14 protein-coding genes are annotated in these 14,549 nt (G+C 62.8%); 5 read left to right on the top strand and 9 right to left on the bottom strand.

Features of this window, described 5'->3' with window-relative positions:
- The 7 genes from NRS07_RS15095 to NRS07_RS15065 all read right to left on the bottom strand — a co-directional run bounded on the left by NRS07_RS15095 (nucleotide 1) and on the right by NRS07_RS15065 (nucleotide 8,173).
- Nucleotides 1-1,185 (bottom strand): FkbM family methyltransferase, encoded by a 1,185-nt coding sequence (locus NRS07_RS15095; RefSeq protein ID WP_259208355.1) that lies wholly within the window; start codon nucleotides 1,183-1,185, stop codon nucleotides 1-3.
- A gap of 20 nt (nucleotides 1,186-1,205) precedes the next feature.
- The gene (locus NRS07_RS15090) at nucleotides 1,206-1,358 is read right to left on the bottom strand and encodes a DegT/DnrJ/EryC1/StrS family aminotransferase (RefSeq protein WP_259208354.1); all 153 of its coding nucleotides are present in this window, start codon (nucleotides 1,356-1,358) and stop codon (nucleotides 1,206-1,208) included.
- 14 nt (nucleotides 1,359-1,372) lie between these two features.
- Nucleotides 1,373-3,595 (bottom strand): tetratricopeptide repeat protein, encoded by a 2,223-nt coding sequence (locus tag NRS07_RS15085; protein WP_259208353.1) that lies wholly within the window; start codon nucleotides 3,593-3,595, stop codon nucleotides 1,373-1,375.
- Nucleotides 3,596-3,908: 313 nt separating this feature from the next.
- Nucleotides 3,909-6,152: a bifunctional (p)ppGpp synthetase/guanosine-3',5'-bis(diphosphate) 3'-pyrophosphohydrolase gene (locus tag NRS07_RS15080; RefSeq protein WP_259208351.1), complete on the bottom strand. Its 2,244-nt coding sequence runs from the start codon at nucleotides 6,150-6,152 to the stop codon at nucleotides 3,909-3,911.
- Between the two features lie 74 nt (nucleotides 6,153-6,226).
- Nucleotides 6,227-6,430, bottom strand: a complete 204-nt coding sequence (rpoZ, locus tag NRS07_RS15075; protein ID WP_019922806.1) for a DNA-directed RNA polymerase subunit omega — start codon at nucleotides 6,428-6,430, stop codon at nucleotides 6,227-6,229.
- Between the two features lie 62 nt (nucleotides 6,431-6,492).
- Entirely contained in the window at nucleotides 6,493-7,137 is a 645-nt protein-coding gene (gmk, locus tag NRS07_RS15070; RefSeq protein ID WP_259208346.1) for a guanylate kinase, read from the bottom strand.
- Between the two features lie 148 nt (nucleotides 7,138-7,285).
- Nucleotides 7,286-8,173 carry a YicC/YloC family endoribonuclease gene (locus NRS07_RS15065; RefSeq protein ID WP_259208344.1) on the bottom strand — a complete coding sequence of 296 codons (888 nt, stop codon included), beginning with the start codon at nucleotides 8,171-8,173 and terminating at the stop codon, nucleotides 7,286-7,288.
- A gap of 92 nt (nucleotides 8,174-8,265) precedes the next feature.
- On the opposite strand from NRS07_RS15065, the gene NRS07_RS15060 reads away from it, so the two are divergent.
- The 5 genes from NRS07_RS15060 to hemW all read left to right on the top strand — a co-directional run bounded on the left by NRS07_RS15060 (nucleotide 8,266) and on the right by hemW (nucleotide 12,852).
- A complete protein-coding gene (locus NRS07_RS15060; RefSeq protein WP_259208343.1) occupies nucleotides 8,266-9,258 on the top strand; it encodes a serine/threonine-protein kinase in 993 nt (330 codons plus the stop codon).
- Between the two features lie 18 nt (nucleotides 9,259-9,276).
- Nucleotides 9,277-10,215 (top strand): PP2C family serine/threonine-protein phosphatase, encoded by a 939-nt coding sequence (locus tag NRS07_RS15055; protein WP_259208339.1) that lies wholly within the window; start codon nucleotides 9,277-9,279, stop codon nucleotides 10,213-10,215.
- A 14-nt stretch (nucleotides 10,216-10,229) separates the two neighbouring features.
- Entirely contained in the window at nucleotides 10,230-10,964 is a 735-nt protein-coding gene (rph, locus tag NRS07_RS15050; RefSeq protein ID WP_259208338.1) for a ribonuclease PH, read from the top strand.
- Nucleotides 10,965-11,035: 71 nt separating this feature from the next.
- Nucleotides 11,036-11,620, top strand: a complete 585-nt coding sequence (rdgB, locus tag NRS07_RS15045) for an RdgB/HAM1 family non-canonical purine NTP pyrophosphatase (protein WP_259208336.1) — start codon at nucleotides 11,036-11,038, stop codon at nucleotides 11,618-11,620.
- On the top strand, nucleotides 11,617-12,852 hold the full coding sequence (gene hemW, locus NRS07_RS15040) for a radical SAM family heme chaperone HemW (RefSeq protein ID WP_259208334.1): 1,236 nt from the start codon (nucleotides 11,617-11,619) through the stop codon (nucleotides 12,850-12,852). Before rdgB ends, hemW begins: the two co-directional genes overlap by 4 nt.
- A gap of 31 nt (nucleotides 12,853-12,883) precedes the next feature.
- On the opposite strand, the gene NRS07_RS15035 is transcribed toward hemW, so the two are convergent.
- Both NRS07_RS15035 and NRS07_RS15030 read right to left on the bottom strand, forming a co-directional pair.
- On the bottom strand, nucleotides 12,884-13,060 hold the full coding sequence (locus tag NRS07_RS15035) for a hypothetical protein (RefSeq protein ID WP_259208331.1): 177 nt from the start codon (nucleotides 13,058-13,060) through the stop codon (nucleotides 12,884-12,886).
- Between the two features lie 71 nt (nucleotides 13,061-13,131).
- Nucleotides 13,132-14,547: an efflux transporter outer membrane subunit gene (locus tag NRS07_RS15030; protein WP_259208329.1), complete on the bottom strand. Its 1,416-nt coding sequence runs from the start codon at nucleotides 14,545-14,547 to the stop codon at nucleotides 13,132-13,134.
- Nucleotides 14,548-14,549 lie beyond the last annotated feature (2 nt).

Below are 14,549 nucleotides of genomic sequence, written 5' to 3'. Positions count from 1 at the left end.
TCAGCGGAAATCCTGGCGGTCCGAGAATACCAGTTGGGTGTCGTACAGGCTGGACGAATAGTGGCGCAGGGCTAGGTTTTTATAGTGCGCGATCCCGTCCACCGTCGCCAGCAGCTCGGGGATATCTTTTGCATAGTGATAGGCCGAGATGGTCATGTCCGGCTTGCAGCGCGCAATTGTCCGGGCACTGCCCTCGAGAACCTGCGCCTCCCAACCTTCAACGTCGATTTTAACCAGAGTGGCTTCGCCGACAGTGTCATCAATTGTCATGATTTTCATCTTGGTTTCATGGCCACCACCAGAGAAATTGCTGCCGAAACGGTTCGCCGGGTTTTCATAGAAGACGATTTCAGCTTCCTCTCGCCCGAGGCCGGCGAAATACGGATGCGCATTCGGCAAATAACTGCATAGCATCTTTAACGCCGTGAAGTTCGACGAATCCGGCTCGAACGCATGAATCGCCCGGTACTTTCCCCGCGCGAGATGGAAGAAACTTGAAACCGTGTCGCCGTGTGCAGCGCCGGCATCTACGAAGATGTCGTCCTCGCCCACCACCAGGCCGGCTTGGCTCGCGAAGTTGTTCATGAAGTCGTTGAGCGGGAAGCTGGCCTCGATCAGCGGGCGCCGGTCGAGCGTGAGCAAGGCCCGCAGGCGCGCCAGTAGGGTGGTGCGCGACCAATCGTCACCGAAGCGTTCGGCCAGGGCGATAAAGCCTTCCAGGTTGGCCGCCACGTGCTCGCGCTCCTCGCGTACGCGCTGGTATGTATGTTCCAGGTCCAGCTGGTGCAGAGCGAACAGGCAGTCGTGGACCACGATGCCATGCCCCGTGAGCTGCGTGGCGATATTCTTTCCCGTCAGGTTGTTGTTGAAGTCGATCACCAGTATGCGTTTCGAGGAAGCTCGTGCGATTAGCTCGGCAATGTCGAGGAAGCGCCAATTGGCTCGTACCGGCAACTGCTGGGCAATGCGGATGCGCTTTTCGGGTGAGACCGAAAATACCGCCAGTCCAGCGAAATTCGGCAGCGATCGGGCAATCGGAAAAGCGCGTAGCGCGAAGATATCCGTGTGGTCACCCAGAAAATAGACCTCATCGAAATCGCTCGGATTCTCGAAAGCGGTGTCTATATACTTGTAGAGGCCACTGAAATCGTCTGGCGTTGCGTGGTGAAATGTTTGGAATGTCATAGTGCCCCTATCAGTTCGGGTTAGATCATTGCGCTTGTGCGGATCACGTCCGCCATGCGAGCCACCTGCGCCGGGTCAAGCGTTGAATAGATCGGCAGGCAGATTACCTGGCGCGCCACACGGTTGCTAACCGGCAGCCGCTCCGGCGCTGCCGAATCGACGCCCGCGTACATCGGAAAGTCAGTGTTCAGCGGCGAGAAATAAAGCCGCGCATGGATGCCTCTTGCGCGAGTACCTGCGGTGCTTCAAAGCTGACGGCGGGCAGGGCGGCGCACCAACCCCGCCACATCATTCGCAGTGCATTCTCGACACCATCGGCGATCCGCGTGATGTCATCTGACGTAGACCGCGGAAAATGCGCACGCATGGTGGCTCTCAACGCCGACAATGCGGTCAGGTCGGTGCTGGCGGCTATTCCTTTGCGAACGAAATCGTCGGCGTCATGGCTGGCAAACTGCGCCAGGCCGTTATGTTCTAGGATACACGCCGTCTGCCGTCCTGCTGCAGTGTCGCCTATCAGCGTCAGCGTCGGCACGCCCATCCACATCGCGTGCAAGGTCGTAGTGCCTCCCGAGTACGGAAAGGTATCGAGGTTGATATCGACCTGGTTATGCAGCGCGAGATAGTCGTAAATGCCAGTACGGGCCTGGAAGCGCACGCGTGCACCATCGATACGCTCCTCAGCGAACCAGGCTTGCAGCTGCTCATAATTGCCCCCTTCCGGCAGTCCAGCCACGAGCATCCGCGCTTCTGGCAGCGCGCGCAGCAGCACGCACCATAGAGCCACGACGTTGCGGCGAATCTTGTCAACGCGATTAAAACTGCCGAAGGTCACGTAGCCATTTGCCAATGCGGGCAAGCTTACAATTTCAGGGCCATCGGCAACGGGCGCAAATGGCGCCGACACCGGGAGGTGTACCAGCTTTTCCGTAAATAAATGATCGTATTGTCCCGGCGGCAGAATGAAGCGGTCGGTCAGGTAATAGTCCACCGCGCGCAGGCCGGTGGTGCCAGGGTAGCCAATCCAGGTTGCTTGTAGCGGCGCCGGCTTGCGTGCGAACAGGGGCAATCGATTGTAGGCGGTGTGGCCAGCAAGGTCGATCAAAATATCGATACCATCGGCGCAGATTAACTCGTCCAGCTCCGCGTCCCTTAGCGCGGCAACGTCGCGCCATTGGGCCATGTAGCCGCGCAGGCGCTCGGTGACGGCATCGTGCACGGGGAAAGTGTAGTAAGCATGCAAAGCAAGACCCTGGCGACCGGCAAGGCGCTCGAAAATCGGTTCGACAAAACTGGCGAGCGCATGGTTTCGGAGGTCGCCCGAGACAAAGCCGATGCGCAAGCACCGTCTCGGATCCAGCGTATTCGGCCATACGCGTGGCGTACCGATGCGCTGTTCCAGACGCTCACCGAATGAAAGGTGTTCGGCGAATAGTGCGGAAGGCGTCATGTTCTCCATCCGGCTCATGCATAACAGCATGTTACTGTGCAGGTCGGCACGCTCTGGCGCCAACTCCAGCGCCCGACGGTAAGCATCGACCGCCTCAATCGAGCGGCCCTGACGGTCGAGGGCCATGGCTAGTGTGTTGTGAAATTCGGCATGCGTGGGATCGAGCGCTACTGCGGTACTTGCGCTAGCCTGTGCTTGTTTCAGACGTCCGGATGCAAGTAGCGCCAACGCCAAGTGATTGTGCGCATGGCTGCTGTGCGGCTGCAGTGTGATCGACCGGCGCAGGACGCGTTCGGCTTCGGCGGCCTGGCCGGTTTCCTGCAGTAGCAGTCCCAGGTTGCTAAGTGTTTCAGCGTCGTCGGGTGCGTAAGCGACTGCCTTTTGCACCGCGGCCATTGCTTGCACAATCTCGCCCTTCAGGTAATGGACCGCGCCGAGCAATTTCCAGCCAGAACCATGTTGTGGAAACCGCTCGGTAAGCAGACGCGCGGCCTCGCCTGCCGCCTCATACCGGCCCTGCGCGAATAGAGCTGTACCCTCATCGACGTCCTGCACGGTAGGTGCGCCGGAAGCCACCAGCCGCTGCTCGATCGCATCGACCGCGTGACCTTGCAGGCCATGGCTTCGCCCAAGGCCGAGTAGCTCGTGTGCGGTGCTGAACTGGCGCGCGAACATGAGGGCGTCGAGATAAGTCAGCCAGTAATTTTCTCGTTCCGGATCCCCCTGAAGCGCTGCAGCAAAATGGGGAATCGCGGCAGTCATGTTTCCAGCGGATTGCTCAAGCATCGCCAGCCCGAAATGCGCTTCCGCATGGCCCGGTTGGAGTTCGAGGATGGCCCGATACAGCTTTCCTGCCTGTTCGATGCGGCCTGCCATGGCTTCTTGCAGCGCACACTGCATCGCCTCATCGGTGACCTGCTGGATCTGTTCGTTAAGCGGTAACATCATTGCTTCATGCATGAAGGGGGGCCATTCCCCTGCAGGGCGGTAGGTGATTAAGCGGTCCCGGCGCGATAGCCGGCGAGGGAAGGTGAGACCGGAGGAGTGTGATTGCGCTGCGAAATTCTATCGCTACAATAGTTGATGGTCATGTGAAGGTCAAGATCGACGGCGCTTGCCACAGCCGTGCAATCACCAGGCCAGAGAGCAAGCTGCTGGCTGCCAAATATCACTGTGCTCGCCATTGCGCAAGCCGACCAGCTGGCGGGTCTGGCAGATACGTCATTCGCGCGACGGTGGAGATCCTGGCCTGAGGGCTGCAGGAAAGGGCAGCTCACGACCGTTCGCGCTCGACCCGGTTGACCCCGGTCACCCGCCGTAGATTGCGGATCAGCTGCGCCACGTGCACCCGGTCTTGCACCTGGATCGTGAAGCGCAGCTGCGTCATCAGGTGTTCGTCGTCTTCGTCCATGCCGACATAGGTGATGTTGGCGTCGGATTCGCCGATCTCGGCTGCAACCCGTGCCAGGATGCCTTTTTCATTGTTGATCAGCAGGCGAATGCGGCAGTCGAAGCGGCGGTTCAGTTCTTCGCCCCACTGTACGGCGATCCAGCGGTCCGGCTCCTTGGCGCGCACGCGCTTGGCCGGCAGGCAATCGGCGGTGTGCACCACCAGGCCCTGGTCGCGCCGCAGCTGGCCCAGGATCTGGTCGCCCGGGATCGGCAGGCAGCATGGCGCCAGCTGCACCGACACGCCTTCGCTGCCATAGATCGTGACCGGGTCGATATCGCCGTTGGACGAAGGCTGCGACGAGGGCGAGTGGTTCGGGTCGGCCTCGATCAGGCCAAAGATGTGGCGCGCCACCAGCGCCGGCATGCGCTTGCCGATGCCGATGTCGGCGTACAGCTCGTCCATCGAATTGGCCGAGGATTCGGCCAGCAGCTTGTCGATCGCCGCCAGTGGCAATTCCGGGTTGATGTTGCGCGCGGCCAGCGCCCCGGCCAGCAGTTCCTGGCCCAGTTCCACCGACTCGTTCACGTCGACGGTGCGCAGGTAGTGGCGGATCGCCGAACGCGCCTTGCCGGTGCGGACATAACTGAGCCAGATCGGGCTGGGACGCGATTCCGGGTCGGTGACGATTTCGACGATGTCGCCGTTGTGCAGTTCGTTGCGCAACGGCGCCGCTTCGTTATTGATCTTGACCGAGACCGTGTGGTCGCCGATGCCGGTGTGGATCGAATAGGCGAAATCGAGCGCGGTGGCGCCACGCGGCAGCGCGATGATCTTCGACTTCGGGGTGAACACATACACAGAATCCGGGAACAAGTCGACCTTGACGTGTTCGAGGAATTCGGCCGAATCGCCGGTCTGCTGCTGGATATCCAGCAACGACTGCAGCCAGGCGTGGGTGCGCTGCTGCAGATCCGACATGTTCGAGTCGCCGGTCTTGTACAGCCAGTGCGCGGCGACCCCGCTTTCGGCCGTCTGGTGCATGTCCTGGGTGCGGATCTGGAATTCCACCGGGGTGCCGTAGGGCCCGATCAGGGTGGTGTGCAGCGACTGGTAGCCGTTGATCTTGCGGATCGCGATGTAGTCCTTGAACTTGCCGGGCATCGGCTTGTACAGCGCGTGCAGGGTGCCGAGCGTGACGTAGCAGTTCGGTACCGTGTCGACCACCACCCGGAAGCCGTACACGTCGAGCACCTGCGAGAACGACAGATGCTTGTTGCGCATCTTTTTATAGATGCCGTACAGGGTCTTTTCGCGGCCGTAGACTTCGGCCGTGATGCTGGCGCTCGCCAGCTGGGTCTTGACCGATTCGAGGATCTTCTTGACCACTTCGCGGCGATTGCCGCGCGCCGCCTTGACGGCCTTGGCCAGGGTCTGGTAGCGCAGCGGGTACAGGTGCGAGAACGACAGGTCCTGCAGCTCGCGGTAGATGTTATTCAGGCCGAGGCGGTGCGCGATCGGCACGTACACTTCCATCGTCTCGCGCGCGATGCGGCGCTTCTTGGTCGCGGCCATCACGCCGAGCGTGCGCATGTTGTGCAGGCGGTCGGCCAGCTTGATCAGGATGACACGCACGTCCGAGGCCATCGCCAGCAGCATCTTGCGGAAGTTCTCGGCCTGCGCCTCGACCTGGCTCTGGAACTCGATCTTTTCCAGTTTCGACAAGCCATCGACCAGGTTGGCGACCTGGGCGCCAAAGCGCTCGACCAGGTCGTCCTTTTTTACGTCCTGGTCTTCGATCACGTCGTGCAGCAGCGCGGCCATGATGGCCTGGGCGTCGAGCTTCCACTCGGCGCAGATTTCCGCGACCGCAATCGGATGGGAGATATACGGCTCGCCCGACTTGCGTACCTGGCCCAGGTGCATCTCGTCCGAGAAGCGGTAGGCTTCCTTGACTTTCTTGAGTTCGGCAGGGGTGAGGTAGTCGGACAGCTTGTTGATCAGCTGCGTGACCGAAGCGACGCCCGGGGCGGGCGCCGGGGCTTCGGCATCTTGCGGTTTGCCCGATCGGCGGGAGCGGGCAGGGGTGGTGCCTGGATGGGTCGAATCCGGGGAAGTCAGTTTCATGCGTTATATCGATCAGCCAGTATAGGCACAGAATAACAGATTCAACGATTCCCGAATTCAAGCCGCATCGGGTATTACATCGGCACTTTTTTCAGCATCTCGATGCCGACCTTGCCCGCGGCGATCTCGCGCAGCGCGACGACGGTCGGCTTGTCCTTGGCTTCGACTTTCGGAGTATGGCCCTGCAGCAGCTGGCGTGCGCGGTAGGTGGCGGCCAGGGTCAGCTGGAAGCGGTTCGGGATGTTTTTGAGGCAATCTTCGATGGTGATACGGGCCATGGGGTTACTCCTAGATAGACGATATTGCGGCCAACCTTGCGGTGCCGCGCACTTGCGGGATACTAATCTGGTTGTTGCGCGTGGATTCCAAGCTGGGCGAACAAGTCGGTGTTGCGCGCGGCCTGTTGGGCGAAGCGGCAACGGGTCGCGATGACAATCGCTTGCAGCTGCGAGAGGGCGACATTGAACTCTTCGTTGATGATAGCATATTCGAAGTCCGGCGCGTGAGCGATCTCCCCTCCGGCGGCCAGCAGGCGGCGGGTAATGATGTGGGGCTCGTCGGTGCCGCGCTTGTGCAGGCGCTCTTCCAGCGCCTCGATCGATGGTGGCAAGATGAAAATGCCGGCCGCATCCGGGAACTGCTTGCGTACCTGGCGCGCGCCCTGCCAGTCGATCTCCAGCAAAATATCGGTCCCGAGCTTCATTTCCTGTTCCACGGTTACACGGCTGGTGCCGTAGTAATTGCCGTGTACCTCAGCCCATTCCAGAAACTCGCCGCGGTCGGCGCGCGCGACGAAATCCTCGGCCGACGTGAAATGGTATTCGCGGCCATCCTGCTCGCCAGGGCGCGGCGCCCGGGTAGTGGTCGAGATCGACAGCTTGATGCCCGGTTCCAGCTTCAGCAGGGCGTTGACCAGGGTCGACTTGCCAGCGCCGCTGGGCGCGGCGACGACGAACAGGCTGCCGGAAAGGGCGGGAGTGATCATGGTGGTAGTCCTTGTGTAATCCGTGGTGGTCATCATAACGTCGAACGCGTGAGCGAGAAACTTGCCACCCCAGGGGGCGGCAAATTCCCGCTCACGCGTTCCATCATCGGCTGCAATTTGTTGCGGGCCGACAACAATTGCTAATAATTTATTCGAGGTTCTGCACCTGCTCGCGCATCTGCTCGATCAGCAGTTTGAGCTCCATCGAGGCATCGGCCAGTTCCTTGACCGAGGCCTTGGCGCCCAGCGTATTGGCCTCGCGATTGAGTTCCTGCATCATGAAGTCCAGGCGCTTGCCGACCTGTCCGCCCTTCTTGAGGATGTGGCGCGTCTCGTTCAGGTGGGCCGACAGGCGCGAGAGCTCTTCGGACACGTCGATGCGGATGCCGTACAGTGTCACTTCCTGGCGGATGCGCTCGAGCACTTCCTGGCGCGTGAGGGTGGCGGGGTTGCCATGGCCAGCCAGGCCCAGTGCGTCCTGCATGCGCTCGATGGCTTTTTGCTGGAACTGCGCAATGACTTGCGGAATCAGCGGGGTGATGCGCTTGACGATGACTTCCATGGCCTCGATGCGCGACTGCAGCATCGCTTCCAGCGCCGCGCCTTCGCGCCGGCGGCTGTCGACGAAGGCGGCGACGGTAACGGCCGTGAGCGAGGCAACGTCGAGCTGGAGCGATTCCTGGCCCACGGTCGATTCCTCGATCACGCCGGGCCAGCGCAGCAACTCGGCCACGGTCATCGGCGGGGCGGCGGCGAAGTGCTGCGCGATCTCGGTTTGCAAGCGGGCGAGCTCGGCCAGCAGTTCGGCATTGAGCGCCTGCGAGCCGCCGCTGGTCTTGCGGCCGAACGACAGGCGCACCTCGACCTTGCCGCGGGTGATGGCGGCCATGATCGCAGCACGCAGGTCAGGCTCGAGCGCGCGCAAATCGTCGTTGATGCGGAACTGCAGATCCAGGAAGCGTGAATTGACGCTCTTGATCTCGATGGTGAGGGTGCCGGCAGCGCCTTCGGAGGTGGCTACCGCATAACCTGTCATGCTTGAAATGCTCAATGAAGTCCCCGGTTTTTATTCTTTACAAAGCCAACATTTATCCCACACAATCGTGCTGTTAAGCAAGGATCTCCTGGATGGCCGCACAGAACAACGCACCACTGCCCGATGGCCTGGAAATTGCCGGATATCGCATTGTAAAGAAAATTGCGTCTGGCGGGTTCAGTATTGTTTATTTGGCATATGATGCTGAAGGCAATGCAGTTGCCATCAAGGAATACCTGCCCAGCCAGCTGGCCTTGCGTGCTCCCGGTGAGCTGGCGCCCACCGTATCGAGGTCCAACCTGGCGATATTTCGCATTGGCCTGAAGTGCTTTTTCGAAGAAGGGCGGGCCCTGGCGCGCATCGTTCATCCGAACGTGGTGCGGGTCGTAAATTTCTTTCGTGCTAACGAGACGGTGTACATGGTGATGGCCTACGAATCCGGCCACACGCTGCAAGACCATATCGCGCGCCTGCATGCCAAGGGCAGCCGCATGGGCGAGGCCTCGATTCGCCAGCTGTTCAATGGCGTGTGCGCCGGGGTGCGCGAAGTACACGCCAACAAGCTGCTGCATCTGGACCTGAAACCGGCCAACATCTACCTGCGTGGCGACGGCTCGCCGCTGCTGCTCGATTTCGGCGCGGCGCGCCAGACCATCAACATCGATGCGCCGATGCTCGCACCGATGTACACGCCGGGCTTTGCCGCGCCGGAGCTGTACAGCAAGCTCGCCGCGCTCGGACCCTGGACCGATATCTACAGCATTGGCGCCGCCATGTACGCCTGCATGACGCGCTCCATGCCGCAGCCGGTCGAGGCGCGCAAGCACGACGACCGCACGGCTGCGCAGCTGGCGAGCCTGGCGGGCAGCTATTCGCCCGAACTGGTGGACATGGTAGGGTCGTGCATGGCGCTCGATCCGCTTGCGCGGCTGCAGAGCGTGTTCGCGATGCAGAAGGTGCTGCAGGCGGCCCCGCAGCTGACGCCGCACGAACAGGGGGCGCAACCACACGACGTGCCGCCGGCCTCCGGCTGGCGCGGGCTGGCCGAACGCCTGGGCGGCATCGGCCGCAAAGTCCGCAGTTAGCGCAACCAAGGAACACGCATGCAATTTTCCGTCTACCAGCAATCGCACATCGGCGGGCGCAAGGTCAACCAGGACCGCATGGGCTACAGCTTCACGCGCGACGCGCTGCTGCTGGTGCTGGCCGACGGCATGGGCGGGCACCTGGCAGGCGAGGTTGCCGCGACCATCGCGCTGCAAACGCTGTCGATGATGTTCCGCATGCAGGCCCGGCCCTATATCAAGAAGCCCGAACGCTTTCTCGACGACGCGCTGCAGCAGGCGCACTGGGACATCCTGGCCTATGCCGAAGCCAACAAGATGCCCGAAACCCCGCGCACCACCATCGTGGCTTGCCTGGTGCAGCACAACTGCGCGGTGTGGGCGCACTGCGGCGATTCGCGCCTGTACTGGGTGCGCCGTAACCAGGTGCTGGCGCGCACGCGCGACCACTCGCACCTCGAATACCTGATCGGCAAGGGCAAAGCGCGCGAGTCCGACCGCAACACCCATCCAGACCGCAACAAGCTTTATAACTGCCTGGGCGCCGGCCAGGCCCCGAAGATCGACATTTCGTCGCAGGCCAGCCTGGAGACGGGCGACACCTTGCTGCTGTGCTCGGACGGCCTGTGGTCGGTGCTGCCGGAAGCCGAAATCGTGCACCGGTTATCGAGCTCGAGCATCGTGCAGGCGGTGCCCGACATGGTGGCGATGTCGGCCGCCATCGGCGGGGCGCGCGGCGACAACACCACCGCGCTGGCGATTACCTGGCAGGGTGCCGAGAGCGCCGGCAGCGGCGCGCCCGGTGTGATCTCGACCCGGATGCTGCCCGAAAACGAAGTGAGCTCGACGATCGCGGCGGGCCAGCCGCGCATCGCGGGCGCCGACATTTTCGTCGATGCCTTCGACGAAGACGAAATCGAGAAAGCGATTGCCGAGATCCGCCAGGCGATCGAAAAATCCTCCCAATTACTCAAATAAAGCAAGGCCAGTCCATGACATTCCAGGTACGCCCGAGCGGCCGTAGCGTCGACCAGTTGCGCAGCATCCGCCTGACCCGCCAGTACACCCGCCACGCCGAAGGTTCGGTGCTGATCGAATGCGGCGATACCAAGGTGATCTGCACCGCCAGCATCGAAGAAAAGGTGCCGGGTTTCCTGAAGGGCAAGGCCCAGGGCTGGCTGACGGCCGAATACGGCATGCTGCCGCGCTCGACCCACACCCGCATGGACCGCGAAGCCGCGCGCGGCAAGCAAAGCGGCCGCACGCAAGAGATCCAGCGCCTGATCGGCCGGTCGCTGCGCGCCGCCTTCGACCTGCAGGCATTCGGCGAGCGCACCCTGCACCTCGACTGCGACGTAATCCAGGCCGACGGCGGCACCCGTACCGCCTCGATTACCGGCGCCATGGTGGCGGCCCATGATGCGTTCAGCGTGCTGGTGGGGCGGGGCCTGCTCCCGGCGGTGCCGCTCAGGCACTTCGTGGCAGCGATCTCGGTCGGCGTGTACCGGGGCACGCCGGTGCTCGACCTGGATTACATCGAAGATTCGGACTGCGATACCGACATGAACGTGGTGATGAACGAGCAGGGGCATTTCATCGAGGTGCAGGGCACGGCCGAAGGCGCGGCGTTCGACCGGGCAGGGATGAACCGGCTGCTCGATCTGGGCCAGCTGGGCATTGCCGAGCTGATCATGTTGCAAAAGCGGTCCCTTGGGCTGGTTGGCTAAGCTAAGCACGCAAGCAGTAAGCCAACGCGCTAAAATACCGCCCCTGCGCAGCAAACCTCACCAGAGCTTCCATGACCCAACGCCTGATCCTCGCCTCGAACAACGCCGGCAAACTGCAAGAATTCGCGCAGCTGCTCGCACCCATCGGTTTCGCACTGCATCCGCAGGGCGAATTCGACGTGCCCGAAGCCGAAGAGCCGTTTCACACTTTTGTTGAAAACGCGTTGGCCAAGGCGCGCCACGCGGCGCGCCTGACCGGCCTGCCGGCGCTGGCCGACGACTCCGGGGTCTGCGTCAATGCGCTGGGCGGCGCGCCGGGCGTGTATTCGGCGCGCTTCGCGGGTGAACCGAAATCGGATGCGCGCAACAATGCCAAGCTGATCGCCGAGCTGGCCCCGCATGGCGACAAGTCGGCCTATTACTACTGCGTGCTGGTCTATGTGCGCCATGCCGACGACCCGCAGCCCGTCATTGCCGACGGCTGCTGGCACGGCGAGATCATCGATACCCCGCGCGGCGCCAACGGCTTTGGCTACGACCCGCACTTCCTGATCCCGGCGCTTGGCAAGACCACCGCCGAACTCGAACCGAGCGAGAAAAACGCCCGCTCGCACCGCGGCCAGGCCCTGCGCGCACTGGTAGAGAAGCTGCGATGATCCCGATTAAAGTTGCCGGTCCCGTTCCCGGCGAAGCGCGTAACGCCGCCACCACGGCCCTGCAATACCTGCAGCCGGGCGCGCTGAACCTTACCGCCTTGCCGCCGCTGTCGCTCTACATTCACTTTCCGTGGTGCGTGCGCAAGTGCCCGTATTGCGACTTCAATTCGCACGAAGCCAAGGGTGAACTGCCCGAGAAGGATTATCTCGACGCCGTGCGCCTCGACCTGGAACAATCGCTGCCAATGATCTGGGGCCGCAAGATCCACACCGTGTTCATCGGCGGAGGCACCCCGAGCCTGATGTCAGCCGGCGGGCTCGATCGCCTGCTGTCGGACGTGCGCACCTTGCTGCCCCTGGAAATCGGCGCCGAGATCACCATGGAAGCCAATCCCGGCACCTTCGAGGCCGAGCGCTTCAAGTCCTACCGCGACAGCGGCGTCAACCGCCTGTCGATCGGCATCCAGAGCTTTAATGGCGCCCACCTGAAGGCGCTGGGCCGCATCCACGACCACACCGAAGCCCTGCGCGCGGTGGAGATTGCGCGCACAACGTTCGATAACTTCAACCTCGACCTGATGTTCGCGCTGCCGTCGCAGACGCTCGACGAAGCGCGGCGCGACCTGGAAACGGCGCTCTCGTTTGCGCCGCCACACCTGTCGATGTATCACCTGACGATGGAACCGAACACGGTGTTCGCCAAATACCCGCCGGCGCTGCCGGACGACGACCTGAGCGCCGACATGCAGGACATGATCCTCGACGCCACGGCCGCCGCCGGCTACCATCACTACGAGGTCTCGGCCTATGCGCAAGCCGGCAAGCAGTCCAGGCACAACCTGAATTATTGGGGTTTTGGCGACTATCTCGGCATCGGCGCCGGCGCGCATTCAAAGATCTCGTTCCCGCACCGCGTTCTGCGCCAGGCCCGCTACAAGCAGCCGAACTCGTTCATGGAAGCAGCCAGGCGCGGCAATCCGGTGCAAGAAGAACACGAGATTGCCCGCGCCGACATGGGCTTCGAGTTCATGCTCAATACGCTGCGCCTGGTCGACGGCTTCGAGCCGAATTTGTTCGCCGAGCGCACTGGCATGAATATCGGCAGCATCGGCAAGGCCCTGAACGAGGCCGAAGCCAAGGGATTGCTGTATCGCGACCACAAGCTGATCCGCCCGACCGAGCTGGGTCAGCGCTTCTTGAATGATCTGCAGGAAATGTTCCTGGCGGGGTGAGGCAGCTTGCGGCCCATGGGGAGGGGCAAGCTCATCGAGGCATTGGCTTTGATTCGCCCACCCACGCGCTGGAACCGGGAACCGGCACGGCGGAATCGGTTTCCAGTGTCAGGCTAGCCAGCGCGATCGCCAGCAAGATCGCAAGGATGGTTTTCCAGTGTGAGCGGGCAAATTTGCGCATGGCACTCCTGCTTTCGCGGTCGAGCATCGGTGCCTCCAGTGTAGCCAGATCGGCACAAGCGTGGCGCCCCAATTCCGCGCTTCAACTCACCCTTCGTCTTAGCGCGCCTCCGGCTCGCTCCACCCACCGCCGAGCACGCGATACAGGCTCACCTGGTTTTGCAGGCGCAGCAGGTTAGCCTGCACGGCCGCCTGCTGCGCCTGGAACAGCGAGCGCTGCGCGTCGAGCAGGTCGAGGTAGCTGGCCGCGCCGTTCTTGTAGCGCAGGTCGGCCAGGTTGAAGCGGTCGGCTTCGGCTTCGGCCACTGCGCGCTGGGCGCGCAGCTGTTCGCTGAACGTGGCCTGGCCGGCCAGCGCATCGGCCACCTCGCGGAAGGCGGTCTGGATTGCGCGCTCGTACTGCGCCACGGCGATGTCGCGTCCGGCGCGGGCGCTGCCCAGCACCGCGGTATTGCGGCCGTAGTCGAAGATCGGCAGGATCGCCTGTGGCGCAAAGGTCCAGCCGAACGAGCCGCTCTTGAACAGGCCGGACAGTTCGGTACTGGCGCTGCCGACGCTGCCGGTCAGCGTAATGCGCGGGAAGAAGTTGGCGCGCGCCGCGCCGATGTTGGCGTTGGCCGCGATCAGGCCCAGCTCGGCCGAACGGATGTCCGGACGGTTGATCAACAGGTCCGATGGCAGGCCGGCCGGGAGGTCGGGCAGCTCGGTGGCAGCCAGCGTGGTGCCAGCCGGCGACTCGCCGACCGGGCCGCCCACCAGCAGCGTGAGCAGGTTGATGTCTTGCGCGCGCTGGCGCTGCTGGGCGGCAAGCGTGGTCAGCGCGGTTTCCACCAGCGAGCGCGCCTGCTGCAACTCGATCCGCGACGACACACCGTAATCGAAGCGCAGCTGGGTCAGGCGCATCGATTCCTGGCGCGTGCCCAGCGCCTGCCGGGTAATCGCCAGCAGTTCTTCGTCGGCCAGCAGCTGCAGGTAGGCATTGGCTACCGACGCTACCAGGGCGATCTGGGTGGTCTTGCGCGCCTCTTCGGTCGCCAGGTATTGGGCCAGCGCGGCTTCGGATAGATTGCGCACCCGGCCGAACAGGTCGAGTTCGAAAGCCGATACCGCCAGGCCGGCCTGGTAGATGCTGTCGATCGGCTGGTCCTGGCCGCTGGTCTGGCGCTGCCCGCTCACGGCCACGCCCACGACCGGCAAGCGTTCGGCGCGGGTGATGCGAAACTGCGCGCGCGCCTGCTCGATGTTGGCGAGCGCGATGCGCAGGTCGCGGTTGTTCACCAGCGCCTGCTCGATCAGGCCGCGCAGGCGGTCGTCGGCAAAGAAGCCCCGCCAGGCCAGGCTGGCCGGGGCCTCGGCGGCCATGGGGCCAGTCGGTGCGGTAGCCGCCTTGGGCACTTCAGGGTAAGCCTGGGTGACCGGCGCCGCCGGACGCTCGTACTTCGGTGCCAGCGACATGCAGCCTGCCAGCGTCATTGCCAGCGCCAGTGGTGCCAGGGAGGTGAGTTTTTTTATCATGG

The sequence above is a fragment of the Massilia sp. H6 genome, from assembly GCF_024802625.1.
In the GTDB taxonomy this organism is placed as follows: Bacteria; Pseudomonadota; Gammaproteobacteria; order Burkholderiales; family Burkholderiaceae_D; genus Telluria.
The sequence above is the reverse complement of the archived record's forward strand: the minus strand, read 5'-3'. Positions and strand labels throughout refer to the sequence as shown.

Excerpts from the sequence above, each read along its gene's own strand:
- NRS07_RS15095 (WP_259208355.1), bottom strand. The coding sequence starts at position 1,185 with ATGACATTCCAAACATTTCACCACGCAACGCCAGACGATTTCAGTGGC.
- NRS07_RS15090 (WP_259208354.1), bottom strand. The coding sequence starts at position 1,358 with ATGTACGCGGGCGTCGATTCGGCAGCGCCGGAGCGGCTGCCGGTTAGC.
- NRS07_RS15085 (WP_259208353.1), bottom strand. The coding sequence starts at position 3,595 with ATGCATGAAGCAATGATGTTACCGCTTAACGAACAGATCCAGCAGGTC.
- NRS07_RS15080 (WP_259208351.1), bottom strand. The coding sequence starts at position 6,152 with ATGAAACTGACTTCCCCGGATTCGACCCATCCAGGCACCACCCCTGCC.
- rpoZ (WP_019922806.1), bottom strand. The coding sequence starts at position 6,430 with ATGGCCCGTATCACCATCGAAGATTGCCTCAAAAACATCCCGAACCGC.
- gmk (WP_259208346.1), bottom strand. The coding sequence starts at position 7,137 with ATGATCACTCCCGCCCTTTCCGGCAGCCTGTTCGTCGTCGCCGCGCCC.
- NRS07_RS15065 (WP_259208344.1), bottom strand. The coding sequence starts at position 8,173 with ATGACAGGTTATGCGGTAGCCACCTCCGAAGGCGCTGCCGGCACCCTC.
- NRS07_RS15060 (WP_259208343.1), top strand. The coding sequence starts at position 8,266 with ATGGCCGCACAGAACAACGCACCACTGCCCGATGGCCTGGAAATTGCC.
- NRS07_RS15055 (WP_259208339.1), top strand. The coding sequence starts at position 9,277 with ATGCAATTTTCCGTCTACCAGCAATCGCACATCGGCGGGCGCAAGGTC.
- rph (WP_259208338.1), top strand. The coding sequence starts at position 10,230 with ATGACATTCCAGGTACGCCCGAGCGGCCGTAGCGTCGACCAGTTGCGC.
- rdgB (WP_259208336.1), top strand. The coding sequence starts at position 11,036 with ATGACCCAACGCCTGATCCTCGCCTCGAACAACGCCGGCAAACTGCAA.
- hemW (WP_259208334.1), top strand. The coding sequence starts at position 11,617 with ATGATCCCGATTAAAGTTGCCGGTCCCGTTCCCGGCGAAGCGCGTAAC.
- NRS07_RS15035 (WP_259208331.1), bottom strand. The coding sequence starts at position 13,060 with ATGCTCGACCGCGAAAGCAGGAGTGCCATGCGCAAATTTGCCCGCTCA.
- NRS07_RS15030 (WP_259208329.1), bottom strand. The coding sequence starts at position 14,547 with ATGATAAAAAAACTCACCTCCCTGGCACCACTGGCGCTGGCAATGACG.